Here is a 16,434-nt window from a genome sequence, read left to right on the forward strand (position 1 = left end):
TCCGATGGAAATTGTTGTAATCGCGGTCCTGATCCTGCTGTTCACGCTGGTGATCGGGGTGCCGGTGCCCTTCGCCTTTGGCGCAGCCACGATCTTTCTGGCCTATGTGGGCGGCTATAGTCCGGATTCGCTGATTCCGGTCGGATACAGCAAGATGAATACGGTGGTTCTGCTGGCGATCCCGCTATTCATCCTGTCGGGCGGGCTGATGGAAAAGGGCCGCATTGCCGACCCGCTGGTCAATATTGCCGAGATTGTCTTTGGTCGCCTGCGTGGTGGGCTTGGCGTCGCAGGTGTTCTGGCCAGCGCCATTTTCGGGGCAATCTCGGGCAGCGCGGCGGCAACGCTGTCCTGCATCGGAACCGTGTTGTTCCCCAAGCTTGAACAACGCGGCTATCCCAAGGGGCACAGTGCTGCCCTGCTGGCCTGTTCCGCGCCGCTGGGACTGCTGATCCCGCCAAGCGCGCTGATGATCCTTTATGCCTGGGTGGCGCAGCTTTCGGTGCTGAAATGCTTTCTGGCCACCGTCATCCCCGGCCTGATCGTGGTGGTCCTGTTGTCGATCACCAATCTGCTGATGCTGCGCCGCAATGACAGCATCATCATGAACCCTGCCGAACCGCCCGCCGAGGTGATCCGCAAGGCATCGGTGCAGACCGTCAAGGCGACGCCCGCGCTGCTGATGCCGATCATCATCCTGGGCGGCATCTATGGCGGGCTGATGACCCCGACCGAGGCCGCAGGTGTGGCTGCAATCTATGCCATTCCCGTCGGTTTCCTGATCTATCGCGGCCTGACCCTGAAGAATTTTGCCGATACGCTGGTAGAAACGGCGGTGACCACGGGCGTCGTCATGGTGATGCTCTTCGTGGTGATGATCCTCAGCCGGTTGTTCATCTTCGAAGAACTGCCAGAGGTCATCCTTGGAGGATTGCGCAGCATTTCTGACAACCCTCTGGTCATCATGCTGATGCTGAATGTCTTCATGATCATCGTCGGGATGCTGATGGATGATGTCAGCGGTGTCCTGCTGTCGACCCCGGTCCTGCTGCCCATCGCGGTCGAGATCGGCATCGACCCGATCCATTTCGCCGCCATTCTGGGCGTCAACCTGGGCATGGGGAACATCACGCCGCCGACCGCGCCCCTGCTGTATCTGTCCGCGCGCATCAATCGCTCGCAGATAAACGAGACGCTTGGCCCGACCATGATCCTGATCGCGGGGGCCTGGCTGCCCGCGCTGATGATTACCACCTATGTGCCGTCGGTGGCGCTGTGGCTGCCGAATTTCCTTCTGGGCAACTGAGGGTGCCGCGCGACAGGGAAAGGTCAACTCACGATACGATGACCGGCCGAGGGCCATGGCTCTGGTCGGTCATCTGTTCAGATCGTCGTGTTCGTGATGGTCGTGCTGCCGGTCGCGATTGCATGTTGTCGCGCAACCGCAATGACCGCCCATTTGATCGGAAAATCCGGTTTGGCTGTCAAAGGTCTGGTCGAATGAATTCCGCAGAAATTCGGCATGAACATGAGTGTCGAATTCCGAATGGAAATTCCCAGGTTTCCTGTTTCCCAATGCTGCCCGGAAGTCTGCCGGATGATGCAGTTTCGGTGACGGTTCATCTGAGGCTCACAGATGTCATCGGATTATCGCTTGTGCGGTGAGGCATTTGCCGCTACAAAATCTGCAACCGATTGCAAATGCTTTCTGAGGAGGGGCTGGCATGACCAAGGCAGAGATTGGGATTGGAATCGTTGGTGGCGGCTATATGGGCAAGGCGCATTCCGTCGCCATGGCCTCGGTGGCTGCTGTCTTTGATACGCCGCTGCGACCGCGTCTGGAAATGATTTGCGCGTCAAGCGATGAATCTGCCGAAGGCTATCGCCAGAGCTTTGGCTTTGCCCGTGCGACCTCGGACTGGCGTCAGCTTGTTGCGGATGAGCGTGTCGAGGCGATCATCATTGCAACCCCCCAGAAGTATCATCGCGAGATTGCCGAGGCCGCATTTGCCCTTGGCAAGCCGGTGATGTGCGAAAAGCCCATGGGTGTGTCGCTGGAAGACAGCGAGGCCATGGTCCGCGCCGCGCAGGGTCACACGAATATGGTCGGCTACAACTATGTGCGCACGCCGGCGACGCAGCATGTGCGCAACCTTGTCAAGGACGGTGTCATCGGCGATGTGACCTGGTTCCGTGCGGAAATGACCGAGGATTTCCTTTCGGACCCGAATTTGCCGATCCATTGGCGCACTGACGGCATGGCCAATGGCTGCATCGGCGATCTGGCCCCGCATATCTTCAACGCTGCACTGGCGCTGATGGGTCCGATTGATCGAGTCATTGCCGAAATGGAAACCGTCCACAAGGATCGTCCCGGTGGCGTCGTCACCAATGACGATCAGGTGCAGATGATGTGTCGCTTTGCCAGCGGTGCCATGGGGCATATCTTTGCATCGCGGGTCGCGACCGGGCGCAAGAACGGCTATGCCTATGAAATCTTCGGCACCAAGGGGTCGATCCGTTTCGATCAAGAGGATCAGAACGCGATCTGGCTGTATCGGATGGAAGGCCCCGAGGAAAATCGCGGGTTCACCAAGATCCTGACCGGACCGGCCCATCCCGACTACAAGCCGTTCTGCCTTGGGCCGGGTCACGGCACGGGATACCAGGATCAGATCATCATCGAGGCCAAGGATTTCCTGACCGCGATCCATACCAAGCAACCGGTTTGGCCGACCTTCGAGGACGGGCTGGCGGTCATGCAGGTGACCGATGCCGCGCTGCGTTCGGCGGAAAGTGGCACCTGGCAGGACGTCGTTCATTCCCAGGCCCGGTGACCCGGCATATCCTGATGGTGCGGCGTCCCGAGATCGGGATGCCGGCCACCGGGCAAAGGGTGTTCGGGCTTTGTCCGTCCATGGAGTCTTGCGTCAGTCAGATCCCGCACGCAGGCTGGGCGGCGGCAGGGTGATCCTTGCCGTGTTTCCGCCTGCGGCGGAATGCGCGGGCATATTGGCGGGGCTTTGGCGAAGTTCAAGTTTTTGACGCCTTGAGTGAAATAATTCTGGAAATAGTATGCAATCGGTTGCATCATATATCCGAGATATCAGCGTATCCTGTTTCAAACAGATCGGAATTGAATTTCGAAGCGGACCTGTTTTGGCATGGGGCAATATATCGTGATCCTTCGGTTCGATATTGGGAGGTATCGACCGATCGGAAAGGGTCATGAATATGGATATGCGACAAAAGGGAGAGAGAATATATGAGCCGTCCAGTAGCATTCAATCACGTGGGTATCGTGGTGCCCGATCTGGAAGCCGCAATCGCGTGGTATTCGGACGTCATGGGGTTTACTCTGGTTGCGGGCCCCTTTGATCTGCGTGACGACGGCCCCAATGGTGCCCAGGTCCTGAATGTTCTGGGAAAGAACCTCAAGCATCTGCGCCAGGCGCATATGAGCACCGCCAACAGCGTTGGTCTGGAACTGTTCCAGCCGGTCGATCCCGCCTATCAGAAGCCCGACCACGAAGTCGAATTCTGGCGCGGGGGGTTCTTTCACATCTGTGTCACGGATCCCGATGTGGCGAAACTGGTTGACAGGATCGTCGCGACTGGCGGGACGCAGATTTCCGATATCTGGCCCGAGCGCGGAGCCGGACAGCCCTATCTGATGTGTTACTGCACCGACCCCTTTGGCAATGTCATCGAGGTCTATTCGCATCAATATGAATATATGCAGGGGCATCGGGCAGCGATCTGACGGCTGTCGGCACGCATTGCTGACACCTCTGATCGGGCAACAGGATTGACTTCCGTAGCCCTGGCAGCGGAACGAAAAGCACTGAATATCCCGGCATGTCAATGTCGGTCGACTGCCGGCGCGGGCACGAGTGGCCGCGAATAATATTAATTTAAATCAACGGTATAAAAGGAATATTGCGGGAAAAATAGTTCGCAATATTCGTTGCGAAACCGGATTTCGCCCGCTACCGTGAACTGGAAGGTGCAGATTCGGACTGTGCCTTGGGGGGACGGACAGCCCGGACAGGGTGGTTCGCAGGACGCATCCGGACGGCAGGTGAGAAAGCTCACAGGGCAGACAGAACCAGAGGGAACCTGGCCGTTCCCTTGTTGGAACAGTCATGTCCGCAGCCGGAAGCGAGATGTATCAAGCCAACTGGAGGAAATCACATGAAGAAGATCCTGACCGCTTCGGCCATCTGTGCCTTGATGGCCGGTGCCGCGCATGCCGAAAGGATCGGCGTTGCAATGTCGCTGTTTGACGACAACTTTCTGACCGTGCTGCGTCACAATATCTCTGACCATGCAGAGGAATTGGGCGTCGAGGTCCAGATGGAGGATGCCCAGGGCGACATCGCGCGCCAGCAGTCGCAGATCCAGAGCTTCGCGGCCTCGGGGGTCGATGGCATCATCACCATGCTGGTGGATGCGGATTCGGGCCGGGCCATGTCCGAGATGGCCGCGCAATATGACGTGCCGCTGGTCTTCGTGAACATGTTGCCGGCCAATATGGAGGAATTTCCCGCCGATCAGGCATGGGTCGGATCGGACGAGGAACAGGCCGGGCGCCTTCAGACCCGCGAGGTCTGCAAGCTGATGGGGGGCAAGGGCGAAGCCGTCATCCTGATGGGGCAACTGGGCACCACCGGCCAGCGCGGCCGGACCAAGGCAACCGAAGAGGTGCTGGCGGGCGAGGATTGCAACGGGATCACGGTTCTTGATCAGCAGGCCGCGAACTGGATGCGGACTCCGGCGCTGGACCTGATGACAAACTGGATGACTTCGGGGCTGAAGCCGGATGCCATCATCGCGAATAACGATGAAATGGCGCTGGGGGCGATTCAGGCGCTGAAATCGGCCGGTATTCCCATGGACGAGGTGATCGTCGCCGGAGTCGATGCAACCCAGGATGCCCTGGTAGCCATGGATGCGGGCGAACTGGATGTGACCGTCTATCAGTCGGCCAAGGGACAGGCGCAGGGCGCATTGGACACGATCCTCAAGATCATTCGCGACGAAGACTATGATCAGCGCGTGACCGTGCCATTCGAGTTGGTCACCCCCGACAACCTGTCCGAATACAAGACCAGGAACTGATCGGCGCGGGCGGCCTGCATCTGGTTGTGCCGCCCGAAACCGATCCTGCCGGGAATATCGCATCCCGCCCGGCGGGGTCTTTGTCCAGCGGCTGTGGAATCACCGGCCCGGGTCGAGCGGGGTGACGCGATGGCTGGCAAGCACCAGACCATATCCCACCATGACCACGGCGGCGAGTGCGAACCACGTCAGCGCATAGCCGAGATGTGCATTGCGAAAACGGACCACGGTCTGACCGCCTCGGGGCCATGCCTGGGGGTCATTCAGCTTCTGGTCGACGAAATAGGGCGCCGCCATCTCATAGCCCCTGGCGGCGGTGATCGATCCGATGTCCCGGCGATACCATTTCTGCTGTTCGGGATTGTTTTCGCGCGAGAACAGCCAGCCGTGATCTTCCGACATCCGCAGCAGGCCGGTGACCGTGACGGGCCCCGTTTCACGGGCATAGTCACCTGCGCGGGCCAGTTCTTCAGGCACGAGGCCGCGATTGATCAACACGATGGTGCCGTCATCGCGTGCCAGCGGGGTCAGCACCCAATCGGCGGGACCATAGTCCGAAGGGGTGTAGATCAGCACGTCGTCGTCAACGAACCGCCCCGTCAGGCTGACGCGCCGGTATTCGTCCTTTTCCGCAGTGATCGCGGGCCATGCGCCCGGACCGGGCGCAGGCAGGGGATCGGCATGGATGCGGCTGTCGACCCGCGCGATGAGATCGCGTTTCCACTGCAGGCGCTGCAGCTGCCAGATGCCAAGCGCGCCGAATGCGCCGACCCCGATTGCCGCGATGAGGGTGATCAGCACAAGTCGCGGCCAGCGGATCGAAAGGGTCATTGGAATGCTCCATGAAGCCGGGGCCGCAGGACGGCCCCGGGGGATGGCTCTCGGTGATCAGCCCTGTTGGGACTGAAGGGACTTCATCTGTTCCATCTGCATGTGATGTTCCATGTCATGCATCGGCATCATGTTCTCGTTCATGTTCTTCATGACCCAAAGCGAGCCGGCCAGAACGATGACCAGGATCAGCACCGCGAAGATCGTGGCGGCAAGCGTCCAGCCCTCTTCTGCCGAGCGGTTGACATGAAGGAACCAGATCAGATGCACGAGGATCTGCAGCCCGCCCAGCCCCATGATGGTGGCGATCAATGCGGTGCGGTTGATCTCCACCTCGCCCATGACCAGGGCAAAGGGAACAATCGTCAACAACGCCGCCAGGGCAAAGCCGGCCATCAACTGGTTCAGGTTGCCGTGGCCACCCTGTGCCCCATGGGGCGTTTCGCCATGTGCGCTCATCAGACCAACCTCACCAGATAGACGAAGGAAAACACCCCGATCCAGATCAGATCCAGAAAGTGCCAGAACATCGACAGGGCCGTAAGGCGGCGCATGTTCGCGCCGATGAGGCCATGCATGCGGATCTGTGCCACAAGCGTCACCAGCCAGATGATCCCTGCGGTGACATGCAGCCCGTGGGTGCCGACCAGTGCAAAGAAGGACGACAGGAAGGCCGAACGGTCCGGCCCCGCGCCAAGGTGGATCAGGTGGCGGAACTCGTAAAGCTCCATGGCGATGAAACCGGCGCCGAAGAGTCCGGTCACCACCAGCCAGATGATCGTCTTGTCGCGTTGGGCCTTTTCCGCCTGCAGCATGGCCATGCCGAATGTCACCGATGAAAACAGCAGGAGCGCGGTCTCGATCGCGACGAAACCCGGCTCGAACAGATCCTTCGGCCCCGGCCCGCCGGCAAAGCTGCCGCCCAGCACGGCATAGGTCGCGAAGAGGGCCCCGAAGATGATGCAGTCGCTCATCAGGTAGATCCAGAAGCCGATGGGGGTCGGGCTGCTGTGATGTGCGACATGGGCGTGGTCTGACAGGCTGGCGCCCTCAAGCTCGCCCGCAAGCTGTGTTGAATCGAAAGGGCTCATGCTGCGGCTCCTTTTGCTTCGGTCGCGGCGACCACTTCGGCCGGGACGTAGTAATCACGGTTGTAGTTGAAGGTATGGCCGATCCCGATGGCGAGCATTGCCCCAAAGCTGACGATGGCAAGCCACCAGATGTACCAGACCATGGCAAAGCCGAAGACCAGCGCAAAGGCCGAGACCAGCACTCCTGTCGCCGTGCCCTTTGGCATATGGATCGGATGGTAGTTTTCCGACCACCGGAAGCCTTCCTGTTTCATCCGCCAGAACTCGTCGCGCCCGCGCACATGGATGTCTTGTGGAAAGTTGTAGGGCGCGGGCGGGGATTGCGTGGCCCATTCCAGCGTGCGGGCATCCCAGGGATCTCCGCCACAGGCCAGCCGCTTGCGATCGCGGATCGAGACATAGAAGCCGACAAAGGTCGAGACGATGCCCAGCAGGATCAGCACGGCCCCGAAGGCCGCGACGATGAAATAGGGCTGCCATGCCGGGTCGGGATATTGGTTGACGCGTCGCGTCGCCCCCATCAGCCCCAGCGCGTAAAGCGGCATGAAGGCGAAGTAAAAGCCCGAGAACCAGAACCAGAAGCTGCGCTTGCCCCATTTGTCGTCCAGCCTGAAGCCAAAGGCCTTGGGCCACCAATAGCTGACCGCCGCATAGACGCCAAAGACGACCCCGCCGATGATCACATTGTGGAAATGCGCGATCAGGAACAGCGTGTTGTGAAGCTGGAAGTCGACCGGCGGGACGGCCAGCATGACGCCGGTCATGCCGCCGATGGTGAAGGTGACCAGGAAACCCAGCGCCCAATACATCGGCAATTCCAGGCGCACCCGGCCCTTGTACATGGTGAACAGCCAGTTGAAGATCTTCACCCCGGTCGGGATCGAGATGATCATCGTCGAGATGCCGAAGAAGGTGTTGACGCTGGCACCCGAGCCCATCGTGAAGAAGTGGTGCAGCCAGACGATGAAGGACAGCACCATGATGCAGGCCGTGGCCCAGACCATGGTCTTGTAGCCAAACAGCGGCTTGCCCGAGAAGGTCGCGACGATCTCGGAGATCACGCCGAAGATCGGAATGATCAGGATATAGACCTCCGGGTGGCCCCAGATCCAGATCAGGTTGATATACATCATCGGGTTGCCACCAAAGTCATTGGTGAAGAAATGCATCCCGAAGTAGCGGTCCAGAGTCAGCAGCGCGAGCGTCGCGGTCAGAACCGGGAAGGACACCACGATCAGCACGTTGGTTGCCAGGGCGGTCCAGGTGAATACCGGCATGTCCATCATCTTCATGCCCGGCGCGCGCATCTTCAGGATGGTCGCGATCAGGTTGATGCCCGAAAGTGTCGTGCCGACCCCGGCGATCTGCAGCGACCAGAGATAGTAGTCCATCCCCGGCCCGGTGCTGAAGGCCGATCCCGACAGCGGCGGAAAGGCCAGCCAGCCGACACGTGCGAACTCACCGATGAACAGCGAGATGTTCACCAGCAGCGCGCCGGCCACCGTCATCCAGAAGGAAAAATTGTTCAGGAAGGGAAAGGCGACGTCGCGTGCACCGATCTGCGTCGGCATGACATAGTTCATGATGCCGGTGACAAAGGCCATCGCCACGAAGAAGATCATGATGACACCATGGGCGGTGAACACCTGGTCAAAGTGATGGGGCGGCAGATAGCCTTCGGCGCCGCCTGCGGCCATGGCCTGCTGCGCGCGCATCATCAGCGCATCGGCGAAGCCGCGCACCATCATGATGAACCCCAGCACCATATACATGATGCCGATCTTCTTGTGATCGACCGAGGTCACCCAGTCGCGCCACAGCGGCCCCCACAGCCGATAGCGGGTCATCAGCGCCAGCACCAGCAGACCACCCAGCGCCACCGCGATGAATGTGCCGACAAGAATGGGCTCGTGATAGGGAATCCAGTCAAGGGTGAGCCGACCGAAGATGGGCGACAGCACCTCTGGAGCGTTCAGCGGGTCAGTGGACATGGGTGACGGCCTCCATCTGCGTGGATCTGCGTGCGGAAGTGCTGAGGGGCTGGTCAGCCGCGCCGGGGGCGGCGGCGTGAATCGCCCTCGGTTCGGGGGCGGGCAGCGCGATCGGATTGCCCAACCCGTCAATGGCGCGTTCGCGGTCGTGGCTGTAGGCTGCCGCGTCAGGGATGCCGGCGATGCCGCCGCCGCCCATCTTGTCCTGCATCATCATGTGGCCCATGCAGACCTTGCCCTCTTCGACACACATCTCGACGATGCGATTGAACAACCCGTCCTCGACCGAGGCGTAATGGCTGACCGGGTCGGCGATGCTGGGCTTTTCCAGATCCAGATAGCTGATGCGGTCAAGGCTCTGGCCTTCGGCCCTGACCCCTTCGACCCATTTGCCGAAGTCCTGTTCGGACATGGCCAGCGTATCAAAGGTCATGCGCGAAAAGCCCGGACCGGAATAATGCGCGGCGCGGCCCGGGAATGTGCCGGTGGAATCCGCGATCAGGTGAAGCTGGGTTTCCATCCCGGCCATCGAATAGACCATGCCGCCAAGGGCCGGGATCGACAGGGTGTTCATCACCGTCGCCGAAGTAAGATGGAAATTCACCGGGTGACCGACGGGAATCGCCAGTTCGTTGACCGAGGCAATCCCCAGTTCGGGATAGATGAACAGCCATTTCCAGTCGAGCGAGACGGCCTGGACCTCGATGGGCGCACCTGCATCAAGGTGATCAAGCGGGCGATAGGGATCAAGGCGATGGGTATACACATAGGTGTAATAGCCAAGCGCGGCGATGATCAGGACCGGAACGCCCCAGATCACGACTTCGATCTTGTTGGAATGTTGAAAGGACGGGTCATAATCCGTCAGGTCCTGACGGTCGGCGCGGTATTTCAACGGGAAATACAGGATCATGACCAGAACGGGGATGATGATGATCAGCATGAGAAGGGTGGAAATGATCAGGAGATTGCGCTCCTGACCACCCACCCAGCCCTGCGGCGAGAGGATGTCATACTGACAGCCGGAAAGCACAAATGCGCCCGCCAATGCCAGCAGGAGTTTGGAATGTTTCAACAAATGCGTGCCTCTGTTTTTCTTTCCGTCACCTGCGGGACGGCGAGGTCACCGGCAGAGCGGAACACGGGTTACGAACCGGAACACGAGTTACAGGGGCGCCCTACGCCCATCGGCGGGGGAATTTCTCCGTGACGTTTTGACGCATAAGCCATTGATCTGCATCAATTCCCGGAAAGTTGAATCATCTTCACACTTCCGTGCGTCCTGATGCCCGGAATTTCGACAGCAGCGGATGGCCATGCCCGGCTGACCGGCAGAGGCCGTGTTGCATGGCGGTCGCGTGCCTTGTCGGGCCGTCGCGATCACGGGCGGTCATGGTTCGGGAAAGGTCGCTGGCCTGAAAGGGCATCTGCGGGCCGGAACGACGATGTGTGCCGGGCATTTCCTGGCCAGCCCCGGGTGTGGTGGTCGCAGGGCGCGGGCATCAGCGCATATCGCGGTTGTCATCCGCCCCGCAACGCCGGTGTCGACGCGGGGCGGGTGGTCAGCTTGGCAGGGGTGGTTCAGCCCCCGGGCCTTTGGCGAAAGATATGCGACAGTTCGGGCAGATAGGCCTGTCCGTATCCGCTCTGAACCGCCGAGGTGATCGCGTCATGCACGCCATCGGCAATGGTCTTTCGCGCCCCGGCCTGTTCGGACATCATGCGATAATAGTCGATGTCCTTCAGGGCGTTGCTGATGAAGAAGGGCAGTGCTTCGCTGTTGCCATCGGTGATGAAGGGGGCCATGCGGTCAAGCGCAACGCTGGCCCCGCCACCCTTGGCGAGAATCTCGACAAAGCGATTGGCATCGACGCCGGCATCAGCGGCCTGGGCGGCGGCCTCGGCCAGCAGGGTCATGAAGCCGACCGAGATATAATTGTGCAGCAGTTTCAGCCGGTGGCCGGTGCCAAGCGGGCCGACATGTTCGACAGTTTCGGTGAATGCGTCCAGAACCGGGCGCACCCTGTCCAGAACTGCGGGGTCGCCTCCGACCAACAGGTTCAGCGTGCCCTCATGGGCGTGTTGGGCCGTTCGTGTCATCGGTGCATCCAGGAACGCGCCCCCGACGGCCGTCACGGCGGCGCCCATGCGGATGGTCGATTCCGGCAGGGCGGTCGAACAGTCCACCACGACCGTTCCCGGCTGCAGCCCGGCAATGACCCCATCGGTGCCGGTCACGATCGCCTCGACCTGGGGCGATCCGGTCACGCAGAGGATGACAACCTCCGAGGCCGCGGCGACCTCGGCCGGGGTCGCGCGGGCCTTCCCGCCAAGAGACAGGATCTCGTCCACCGGCTGGTTCCCCGGATGGTCAAGGAAGGACAGCGCGAATCCTCCCCGTCCCAAGACGTTGCGCGCAATGCCATGGCCCATCAGCCCGACGCCGATCAATCCTACGTTCATGTCAGTCCTCCTCCAGAGCATATGGCCCGGCCATGCGCGGCCTGCATCGGTGACGCCGCGGCCGGAAGCTGCCGGTTCCTTGCAGAATTAGCCCAGCCCGGCAGGTCAGGAAAGCGCGGGCGGCGGTTGCGCCGGGGCATTTTCTGACACCCCGTTCGGATTTTCTGACCGGATCCGGCGGAAAGACGCTTCGTGCCCCAGAGCCTGGCGGTGGTGGTGATTTCGTCCTGGCTGCCTGAGATCATGGCGGTGTCGGATCGTATCCTTGTTGCGAAGCGTGGCAAGATCGTGGAAGAGATACTTGCCTCTCAGGCATCGGAAGAGAAGATCATGTTCGCGGCGGTGCATTGATGCCGTGACAGTCATGCAGCCCTGAAGGCGGTTCCGCGATTCATGCGGAAAGGAGAACCAAGGGCGATGAGTGCAAGCAATATCAATCTGAAACTTCTGCAGACCTTTCAGCTGGCGGCAGAACATGGCAGCTTTCGCCGCGCGGCCGAAGAGAGCAACCGCTCGCCCTCGGCCGTGTCGATGCAGATCAGGGATCTGGAGGAACAGATTGGTGTCAGCCTTTTCGTGCGCACGCCGCAATCGGCCAATCTGACCCCCTCGGGCGCGATCCTTTACGAGCAGGTGCGCATGGCGATGGCGGGCGTGCAGGCCGGGCTTGACCGGCTGTCGGATGTCGCGGCACAGCGGCGCAGCCATGTCAGCATCGGCTGCGCCCCGACCCTGGCCGCGACCCGCCTGGGCAATATCCTTGCCACCTTCAAGCTGCGCTATCCGCGCTCGGTCATCAATCTCAAGGAAACGCCGCCGATGGATGCGCTGACCTTCCTGCGCGAACAGCAGGTCGAGCTTTATGTCGGACCCGAAGTTCCCAACATGTCGGATTTCCATTTCGAACCGATCCTGAAAGACCGTTTCGCGGTATGCATTCCGGCGGAATTCGATGAAGGGGCCGCGTCGTTTTCCCTGGCCGATATCGCCTCTTTCCCGCTGATCGTGCTGGACCGGCAGACGGCGGCGCGGGGGCTGCTGGACCGGATCAGCGGCGATCTGGATCTGAATATCCAGTATGAGGTGCAATATGCCTATACGGCGATCACCCTGGCGGCGGCCGGGCTGGGGGTTGCTGTGGTCCCCTTTATCGCGGTGCCGATGCTGCCGACCAGCGCATTCCGGGTCCTGCCATTGACGGATGAGGGCGCCGAGCGCGCGGTGGGGATCATCACCGCGCGTGGCCATGTGCCTCACAATTACTCGCAACAGCTGATGGATCTGATCCGCACCGAGCTGGGCCGTAGCGGAGCTGTTGCCCCGTAAGGGCGGGCCGGGGCTAGTCGGTGTTGATCCAGATCGCCTTGGTGTCGAGATATTCTTCCATGTGCTCGGTCCCGCCTTCGCGGCCATAGCCCGACATCTTGACACCGCCGAAGGGCACGGCAGGGTCGATGGCGTGATACATGTTGACCCAGACCGATCCCGCCCTGAGCCGATGCGCCAGCTTGTGAGCGGTGCCAAGATGGGTCGTGAAGACCCCGGCGGCCAGACCATAGGGCGTGGCATTGGCGCGGGTCACCACCTCGTCAAGACTGTCAAAGGGAAGCGCAGAAATGACCGGGCCGAAAATCTCTTCCCGGGCGATCCGCATCTCGTCGGTGACGCCACCGAAGACGGTCGGCTGGATGTAATGGCCACCGCTCAGCTCGGGGCCGGTGGCGCGGCTGCCACCGGTCAGAAGCTTGGCGCCCTCGGATGCGCCGACCGAAAGATAGGTCTCGACGCGTTCGGCCTGACGGGCCGAGATGATCGGGCCGATATCGGTGTCGGTGTCGATCCCGTGACCGATCCTGAGATTGCTGGCATAATCAGCCACGCGGCGCAGGAACTCGTCATGGATCTCTCGCGCAACGAACAGCCGTGACCCGGCGATGCAGATCTGGCCGGAATTGGCAAAGACGGCCATGGCCGCGACCGGAACCGCCTTTTCGATATCGGCATCGCGACAGACGATGACCGGGGATTTCCCGCCCAGTTCCAGCGACACGCGTTTGAGATTTCCCGTGGCCGCCCGTGCGATGGCCTGACCCGTGGTGGTCGAGCCGGTGAACACGATCTTGTCCACGCCGGGATGTTCCGCCAGGGCCGCGCCGGCCTCGGCCCCCAGACCGGTCACGATGTTCAGGACGCCATCGGGCAGCCCGGCTTCTTGCATGATCCTTGCGATCATCAGCACTGTCAGCGAGGCCTCTTCCGAGGGTTTCAGAATGACGGTGCAGCCGGTCGCGATGGCGGGCGCGATTTTCCAGATCGATCCGGCGATTGGTGCATTCCAGGGGATGATCGCCCCGACCACGCCGATGGGCTCACGCACGGTCGAGGAATAGATTTCGCCCGGAAAGGAATTGGGAATGGTCTGGCCATGGATGCTGACAGCCTGCCCCGCATAAAACCGCAGCATGCCCAGCACACGGCGGCGATTGGCCAGGGTGCGCTGGATCGGCATGCCCATGTCCAGCGTGTCCGACAGGCACAGCCGGTCCCATTCGGCTTCGAACCGCTCGGCAATATCCAGCAGCAGGGCCTGGCGTTCAAAGGGAGTGAATTTCGACCAGGGGCCTTCGAATGCGGCGCGCGCGGCAGACACGGCGGCGTCGATATCGCGGGCATTGCCCCGTGGCACTGTCGCCAGCAAGGCGCCGTTGGCTGGATTGCGTGCCTCGATCACTGCGCCCGAGCCGGATTCACACCATTTCCCACCGATGAACATCGGGCGGAATTCGCCATTGTAAAGCGCGCTCGCGCGGTCTTGCCAGTCTTTCATAGGTTCCCCCTCATCGAGCCTCCGGTTCGGTGCCAGATCATGCGCCGGGCGCAGGGGGGGCACAAATCGGGAAAGCTGACACCCTGTTCAGATAATGCGACGTCCCGTGATCCGGGCGGTCGGCCTGCGCGCTGCCGATTCTGAATGACCGGCAATCGGTCGTCAACTGACCGGCCCCGGTGCAGCGGACATTCCGGTCTGCACGGGTCCCGACTGTTCCCCGTCACGGGCGACTGCGGCGTGGGGCATCGGCTTCCGCCCGGGTGGCGCAAGAAAACCTAATCCGGTGTTCAGATAATAGGACTGTGCAACGCCTTGGCCTTTTCCCATGGTCCGGGGCAGGAATCTTGCCATGTGTCGCAAGTCCGACAGACCGGCCCTGCGGCAGGGCCGCAACGGGCTGCGTCGGAAGGAAGGAGCAGGGATGAAAGACGGTTACGAGATTGCGGTTGTGCATGGTGATGGCATTGGCCCGGAAGTCTGTGGTGCGGCCATCGAGGTTCTGAACGCCGCGCTTGATCCCGGGGTTCTTCGCTTTGCCGAATATCCGGCGGGGGCCGGGCATTTCCTGGCCACCGGAGAGAGCCTGCCCGAGGCAACGGTGCAGGCCTGTGGCGCGGCGGATGCGATCCTGCATGGCGCGGCCGGGCTGCCCGGTGCGGTGCATCCTGACGGGACCGAGGCAGGGGTGGATTTTTCGCTGAAGCTGCGCTTTGGGCTGGATCTCTATGCCAATATCCGCCCCATCCGCCTTTATGAGGGTGTCGAGAGCGCGCTGGCCGGAATTGCCCCCGGCGGCATAGACTATGTCATTCTGCGCGAGAACAGCGAAGGTCTTTACGCCGCGCGGGGTGCCGGATCGTTGCTGCGGGGCGATGTGGCCGTCGATACGCTTGTGCAGACCCGCGAAGGGATCGAGCGTATCGTGCGCAAGGCGTTCGAACTGGCCCGGCTGTCGGATGGGGCCCCCGAAGATGGCGTGCGCCGCGTGACCTGTTGTGACAAGGCCAATGTCCTGCGCAGCTATGCCTTTTTCCGCGCGGTCTTTGACCGGATCGCCACGGAATTCCCCGATATCGAGGCCGAACATGCGATCGTCGATGCGATGAGCATGTATCTTGTCCAGCGCCCTGGCCATTACAATGTCATCGTGACCGAGAACATGTTTGGCGATATCCTGTCGGACCTGGCGGCGGCCACCATCGGCGGCCTTGGCATGGCGCCTTCGGCCGAAGTGGGCGAGAGCAACGGGCTGTTCCAGCCCTCGCATGGCTCGGCCCCCGATATCGCCGGGCAGGGGATCGCCAACCCCTATGGCATGGTGCTGTCCGCGGCCTCGATGCTGGACTGGTTGGGGCACAGGCATGACGATGCCCGCCTGCTGGATGCGGCTGCGCGTATACGCCGCGCGACCGAGGAAGCATTGGCCTCGGGCTGTCTAACGACCGATCTGAAGGGCAGCGCGACGACGCGCGCGGTGACGGATATCCTGTGTCGGGCGCTGGCTGCCTAGGAAATTCCCACCTTCGGCGCATCGTTAGCTGAACCGGGCCCGGGCATTGATGTGCGCCGGGCCTTTGCGTGCCGACCGATCCGCTGGGAAACCGCCCCCTGTGGCGGGATCAGTCTTCCGGAAGATAGGCCTGCACATCCTTCAGAGTCCGCAGCACGAAACTTGACCGGGAATGCCGGATGCCCGGCACGTGGTACAGTTTCCGGCGCAGGAATTCCTCGTATCCGCGGGTGCCGTCCACGGCCACCTTGATCAGATAATCATATTCACCCGTGGTCAGATGCACCTCAAGAACTTCGGGCATCTTCTGCATCCGATTGCCAAAGGTCTCCAGTGTTTCGTCATCATGGCGTTCGAGAACGATCTCGATCATCACGATTTCCGCCGCACCCAGTTTGACCTGGTCCAGAATGGCGCAGTAATTCGTGATCACGCCCTGTTGTTCAAGCCGCCGCACCCTTTGCCAGCACGGGCTGGGCGACAGGCCGATGCGTTGCGCAAGCTGGGCGTTGGATATCCGGCCATCCTTTCCAAGTTCGTGCAGAATCCGGCGATCGATCTGGTCAAGCCTGGGTTGCGACACCTGAATGATCCTTT

General features: G+C 61.2%; 15 protein-coding genes. 7 read left to right on the forward strand and 8 right to left on the reverse strand.

The window, feature by feature from the left end; all coding sequences use genetic code 11:
* Positions 1 to 4 precede the first annotated feature (4 nt).
* The 4 genes from JHW44_RS14575 (at position 5) to JHW44_RS14590 (ending at position 5,121) form a co-directional block, all read left to right on the forward strand.
* A complete protein-coding gene (locus tag JHW44_RS14575) occupies positions 5 to 1,306 on the forward strand; it encodes a TRAP transporter large permease (RefSeq protein WP_089345118.1) in 1,302 nt (433 codons plus the stop codon).
* A gap of 418 nt (positions 1,307 to 1,724) precedes the next feature.
* Positions 1,725 to 2,837 carry a Gfo/Idh/MocA family protein gene (locus JHW44_RS14580; protein WP_089345117.1) on the forward strand — a complete coding sequence of 371 codons (1,113 nt, stop codon included), beginning with the start codon at positions 1,725 to 1,727 and terminating at the stop codon, positions 2,835 to 2,837.
* A gap of 428 nt (positions 2,838 to 3,265) precedes the next feature.
* Positions 3,266 to 3,763, forward strand: coding sequence for a VOC family protein (locus JHW44_RS14585; RefSeq protein ID WP_089345116.1), 498 nt, complete (start codon positions 3,266 to 3,268; stop codon positions 3,761 to 3,763).
* A 431-nt stretch (positions 3,764 to 4,194) separates the two neighbouring features.
* Positions 4,195 to 5,121: a substrate-binding domain-containing protein gene (locus tag JHW44_RS14590; protein ID WP_089345115.1), complete on the forward strand. Its 927-nt coding sequence runs from the start codon at positions 4,195 to 4,197 to the stop codon at positions 5,119 to 5,121.
* A 99-nt stretch (positions 5,122 to 5,220) separates the two neighbouring features.
* On the opposite strand, the gene JHW44_RS14595 is transcribed toward JHW44_RS14590, so the two are convergent.
* The 6 genes from JHW44_RS14595 to JHW44_RS14620 form a co-directional block, all read right to left on the reverse strand.
* Complete coding sequence (locus JHW44_RS14595; protein WP_089345114.1) at positions 5,221 to 5,952, reverse strand: SURF1 family protein; 732 nt, start codon at positions 5,950 to 5,952, stop codon at positions 5,221 to 5,223.
* Positions 5,953 to 6,009: 57 nt separating this feature from the next.
* The gene (gene cyoD / locus JHW44_RS14600) at positions 6,010 to 6,411 is read right to left on the reverse strand and encodes a cytochrome o ubiquinol oxidase subunit IV (protein ID WP_089345113.1); all 402 of its coding nucleotides are present in this window, start codon (positions 6,409 to 6,411) and stop codon (positions 6,010 to 6,012) included.
* Positions 6,411 to 7,043: a cytochrome o ubiquinol oxidase subunit III gene (gene cyoC, locus JHW44_RS14605; RefSeq protein ID WP_089345112.1), complete on the reverse strand. Its 633-nt coding sequence runs from the start codon at positions 7,041 to 7,043 to the stop codon at positions 6,411 to 6,413. The genes cyoD and cyoC overlap by 1 nt, the downstream gene beginning before the upstream one ends.
* Positions 7,040 to 9,034, reverse strand: coding sequence for a cytochrome o ubiquinol oxidase subunit I (cyoB, locus tag JHW44_RS14610; protein ID WP_089345111.1), 1,995 nt, complete (start codon positions 9,032 to 9,034; stop codon positions 7,040 to 7,042). Before cyoB ends, cyoC begins: the two co-directional genes overlap by 4 nt.
* Positions 9,024 to 10,109 (reverse strand): ubiquinol oxidase subunit II, encoded by a 1,086-nt coding sequence (gene cyoA / locus JHW44_RS14615; protein WP_245847273.1) that lies wholly within the window; start codon positions 10,107 to 10,109, stop codon positions 9,024 to 9,026. The genes cyoB and cyoA overlap by 11 nt, the downstream gene beginning before the upstream one ends.
* 506 nt (positions 10,110 to 10,615) lie before the next feature.
* The gene (locus tag JHW44_RS14620) at positions 10,616 to 11,497 is read right to left on the reverse strand and encodes an NAD(P)-dependent oxidoreductase (RefSeq protein ID WP_089345110.1); all 882 of its coding nucleotides are present in this window, start codon (positions 11,495 to 11,497) and stop codon (positions 10,616 to 10,618) included.
* Positions 11,498 to 11,689: 192 nt separating this feature from the next.
* Here JHW44_RS14620 and JHW44_RS14625 point away from each other — a divergent pair, with 192 nt between their 5' ends.
* On the forward strand, positions 11,690 to 11,848 hold the full coding sequence (locus JHW44_RS14625; protein ID WP_272850339.1) for a hypothetical protein: 159 nt from the start codon (positions 11,690 to 11,692) through the stop codon (positions 11,846 to 11,848).
* Between the two features lie 66 nt (positions 11,849 to 11,914).
* Complete coding sequence (locus JHW44_RS14630) at positions 11,915 to 12,823, forward strand: LysR family transcriptional regulator (protein ID WP_272850332.1); 909 nt, start codon at positions 11,915 to 11,917, stop codon at positions 12,821 to 12,823.
* 13 nt (positions 12,824 to 12,836) lie between these two features.
* On the opposite strand, the gene JHW44_RS14635 is transcribed toward JHW44_RS14630, so the two are convergent.
* A complete protein-coding gene (locus tag JHW44_RS14635) occupies positions 12,837 to 14,324 on the reverse strand; it encodes an aldehyde dehydrogenase family protein (protein WP_272850333.1) in 1,488 nt (495 codons plus the stop codon).
* A gap of 424 nt (positions 14,325 to 14,748) precedes the next feature.
* Between JHW44_RS14635 and JHW44_RS14640 the strand changes: the two genes are divergently transcribed.
* The gene (locus JHW44_RS14640) at positions 14,749 to 15,837 is read left to right on the forward strand and encodes an isocitrate/isopropylmalate dehydrogenase family protein (protein ID WP_089345546.1); all 1,089 of its coding nucleotides are present in this window, start codon (positions 14,749 to 14,751) and stop codon (positions 15,835 to 15,837) included.
* A gap of 109 nt (positions 15,838 to 15,946) precedes the next feature.
* Here the strand turns inward: JHW44_RS14640 and JHW44_RS14645 are convergent, their stop codons facing one another.
* Positions 15,947 to 16,420, reverse strand: a complete 474-nt coding sequence (locus tag JHW44_RS14645) for an Lrp/AsnC family transcriptional regulator (RefSeq protein ID WP_089345538.1) — start codon at positions 16,418 to 16,420, stop codon at positions 15,947 to 15,949.
* Positions 16,421 to 16,434 lie beyond the last annotated feature (14 nt).

The organism is Paracoccus seriniphilus (assembly GCF_028553745.1).
Taxonomy (GTDB): Bacteria; Pseudomonadota; Alphaproteobacteria; order Rhodobacterales; family Rhodobacteraceae; genus Paracoccus; species Paracoccus seriniphilus.

Coding starts and splice junctions, on each gene's coding strand:
- JHW44_RS14640 (WP_089345546.1), top strand. CDS start 14,749: ATGAAAGACGGTTACGAGATTGCGGTTGTGCATGGTGATGGCATTGGC.
- JHW44_RS14620 (WP_089345110.1), bottom strand. CDS start 11,497: ATGAACGTAGGATTGATCGGCGTCGGGCTGATGGGCCATGGCATTGCG.
- JHW44_RS14580 (WP_089345117.1), top strand. CDS start 1,725: ATGACCAAGGCAGAGATTGGGATTGGAATCGTTGGTGGCGGCTATATG.
- cyoB (WP_089345111.1), bottom strand. CDS start 9,034: ATGTCCACTGACCCGCTGAACGCTCCAGAGGTGCTGTCGCCCATCTTC.
- JHW44_RS14635 (WP_272850333.1), bottom strand. CDS start 14,324: ATGAAAGACTGGCAAGACCGCGCGAGCGCGCTTTACAATGGCGAATTC.
- JHW44_RS14575 (WP_089345118.1), top strand. CDS start 5: ATGGAAATTGTTGTAATCGCGGTCCTGATCCTGCTGTTCACGCTGGTG.
- JHW44_RS14590 (WP_089345115.1), top strand. CDS start 4,195: ATGAAGAAGATCCTGACCGCTTCGGCCATCTGTGCCTTGATGGCCGGT.
- cyoD (WP_089345113.1), bottom strand. CDS start 6,411: ATGAGCGCACATGGCGAAACGCCCCATGGGGCACAGGGTGGCCACGGC.
- cyoC (WP_089345112.1), bottom strand. CDS start 7,043: ATGAGCCCTTTCGATTCAACACAGCTTGCGGGCGAGCTTGAGGGCGCC.
- JHW44_RS14585 (WP_089345116.1), top strand. CDS start 3,266: ATGAGCCGTCCAGTAGCATTCAATCACGTGGGTATCGTGGTGCCCGAT.
- JHW44_RS14595 (WP_089345114.1), bottom strand. CDS start 5,952: ATGACCCTTTCGATCCGCTGGCCGCGACTTGTGCTGATCACCCTCATC.
- JHW44_RS14630 (WP_272850332.1), top strand. CDS start 11,915: ATGAGTGCAAGCAATATCAATCTGAAACTTCTGCAGACCTTTCAGCTG.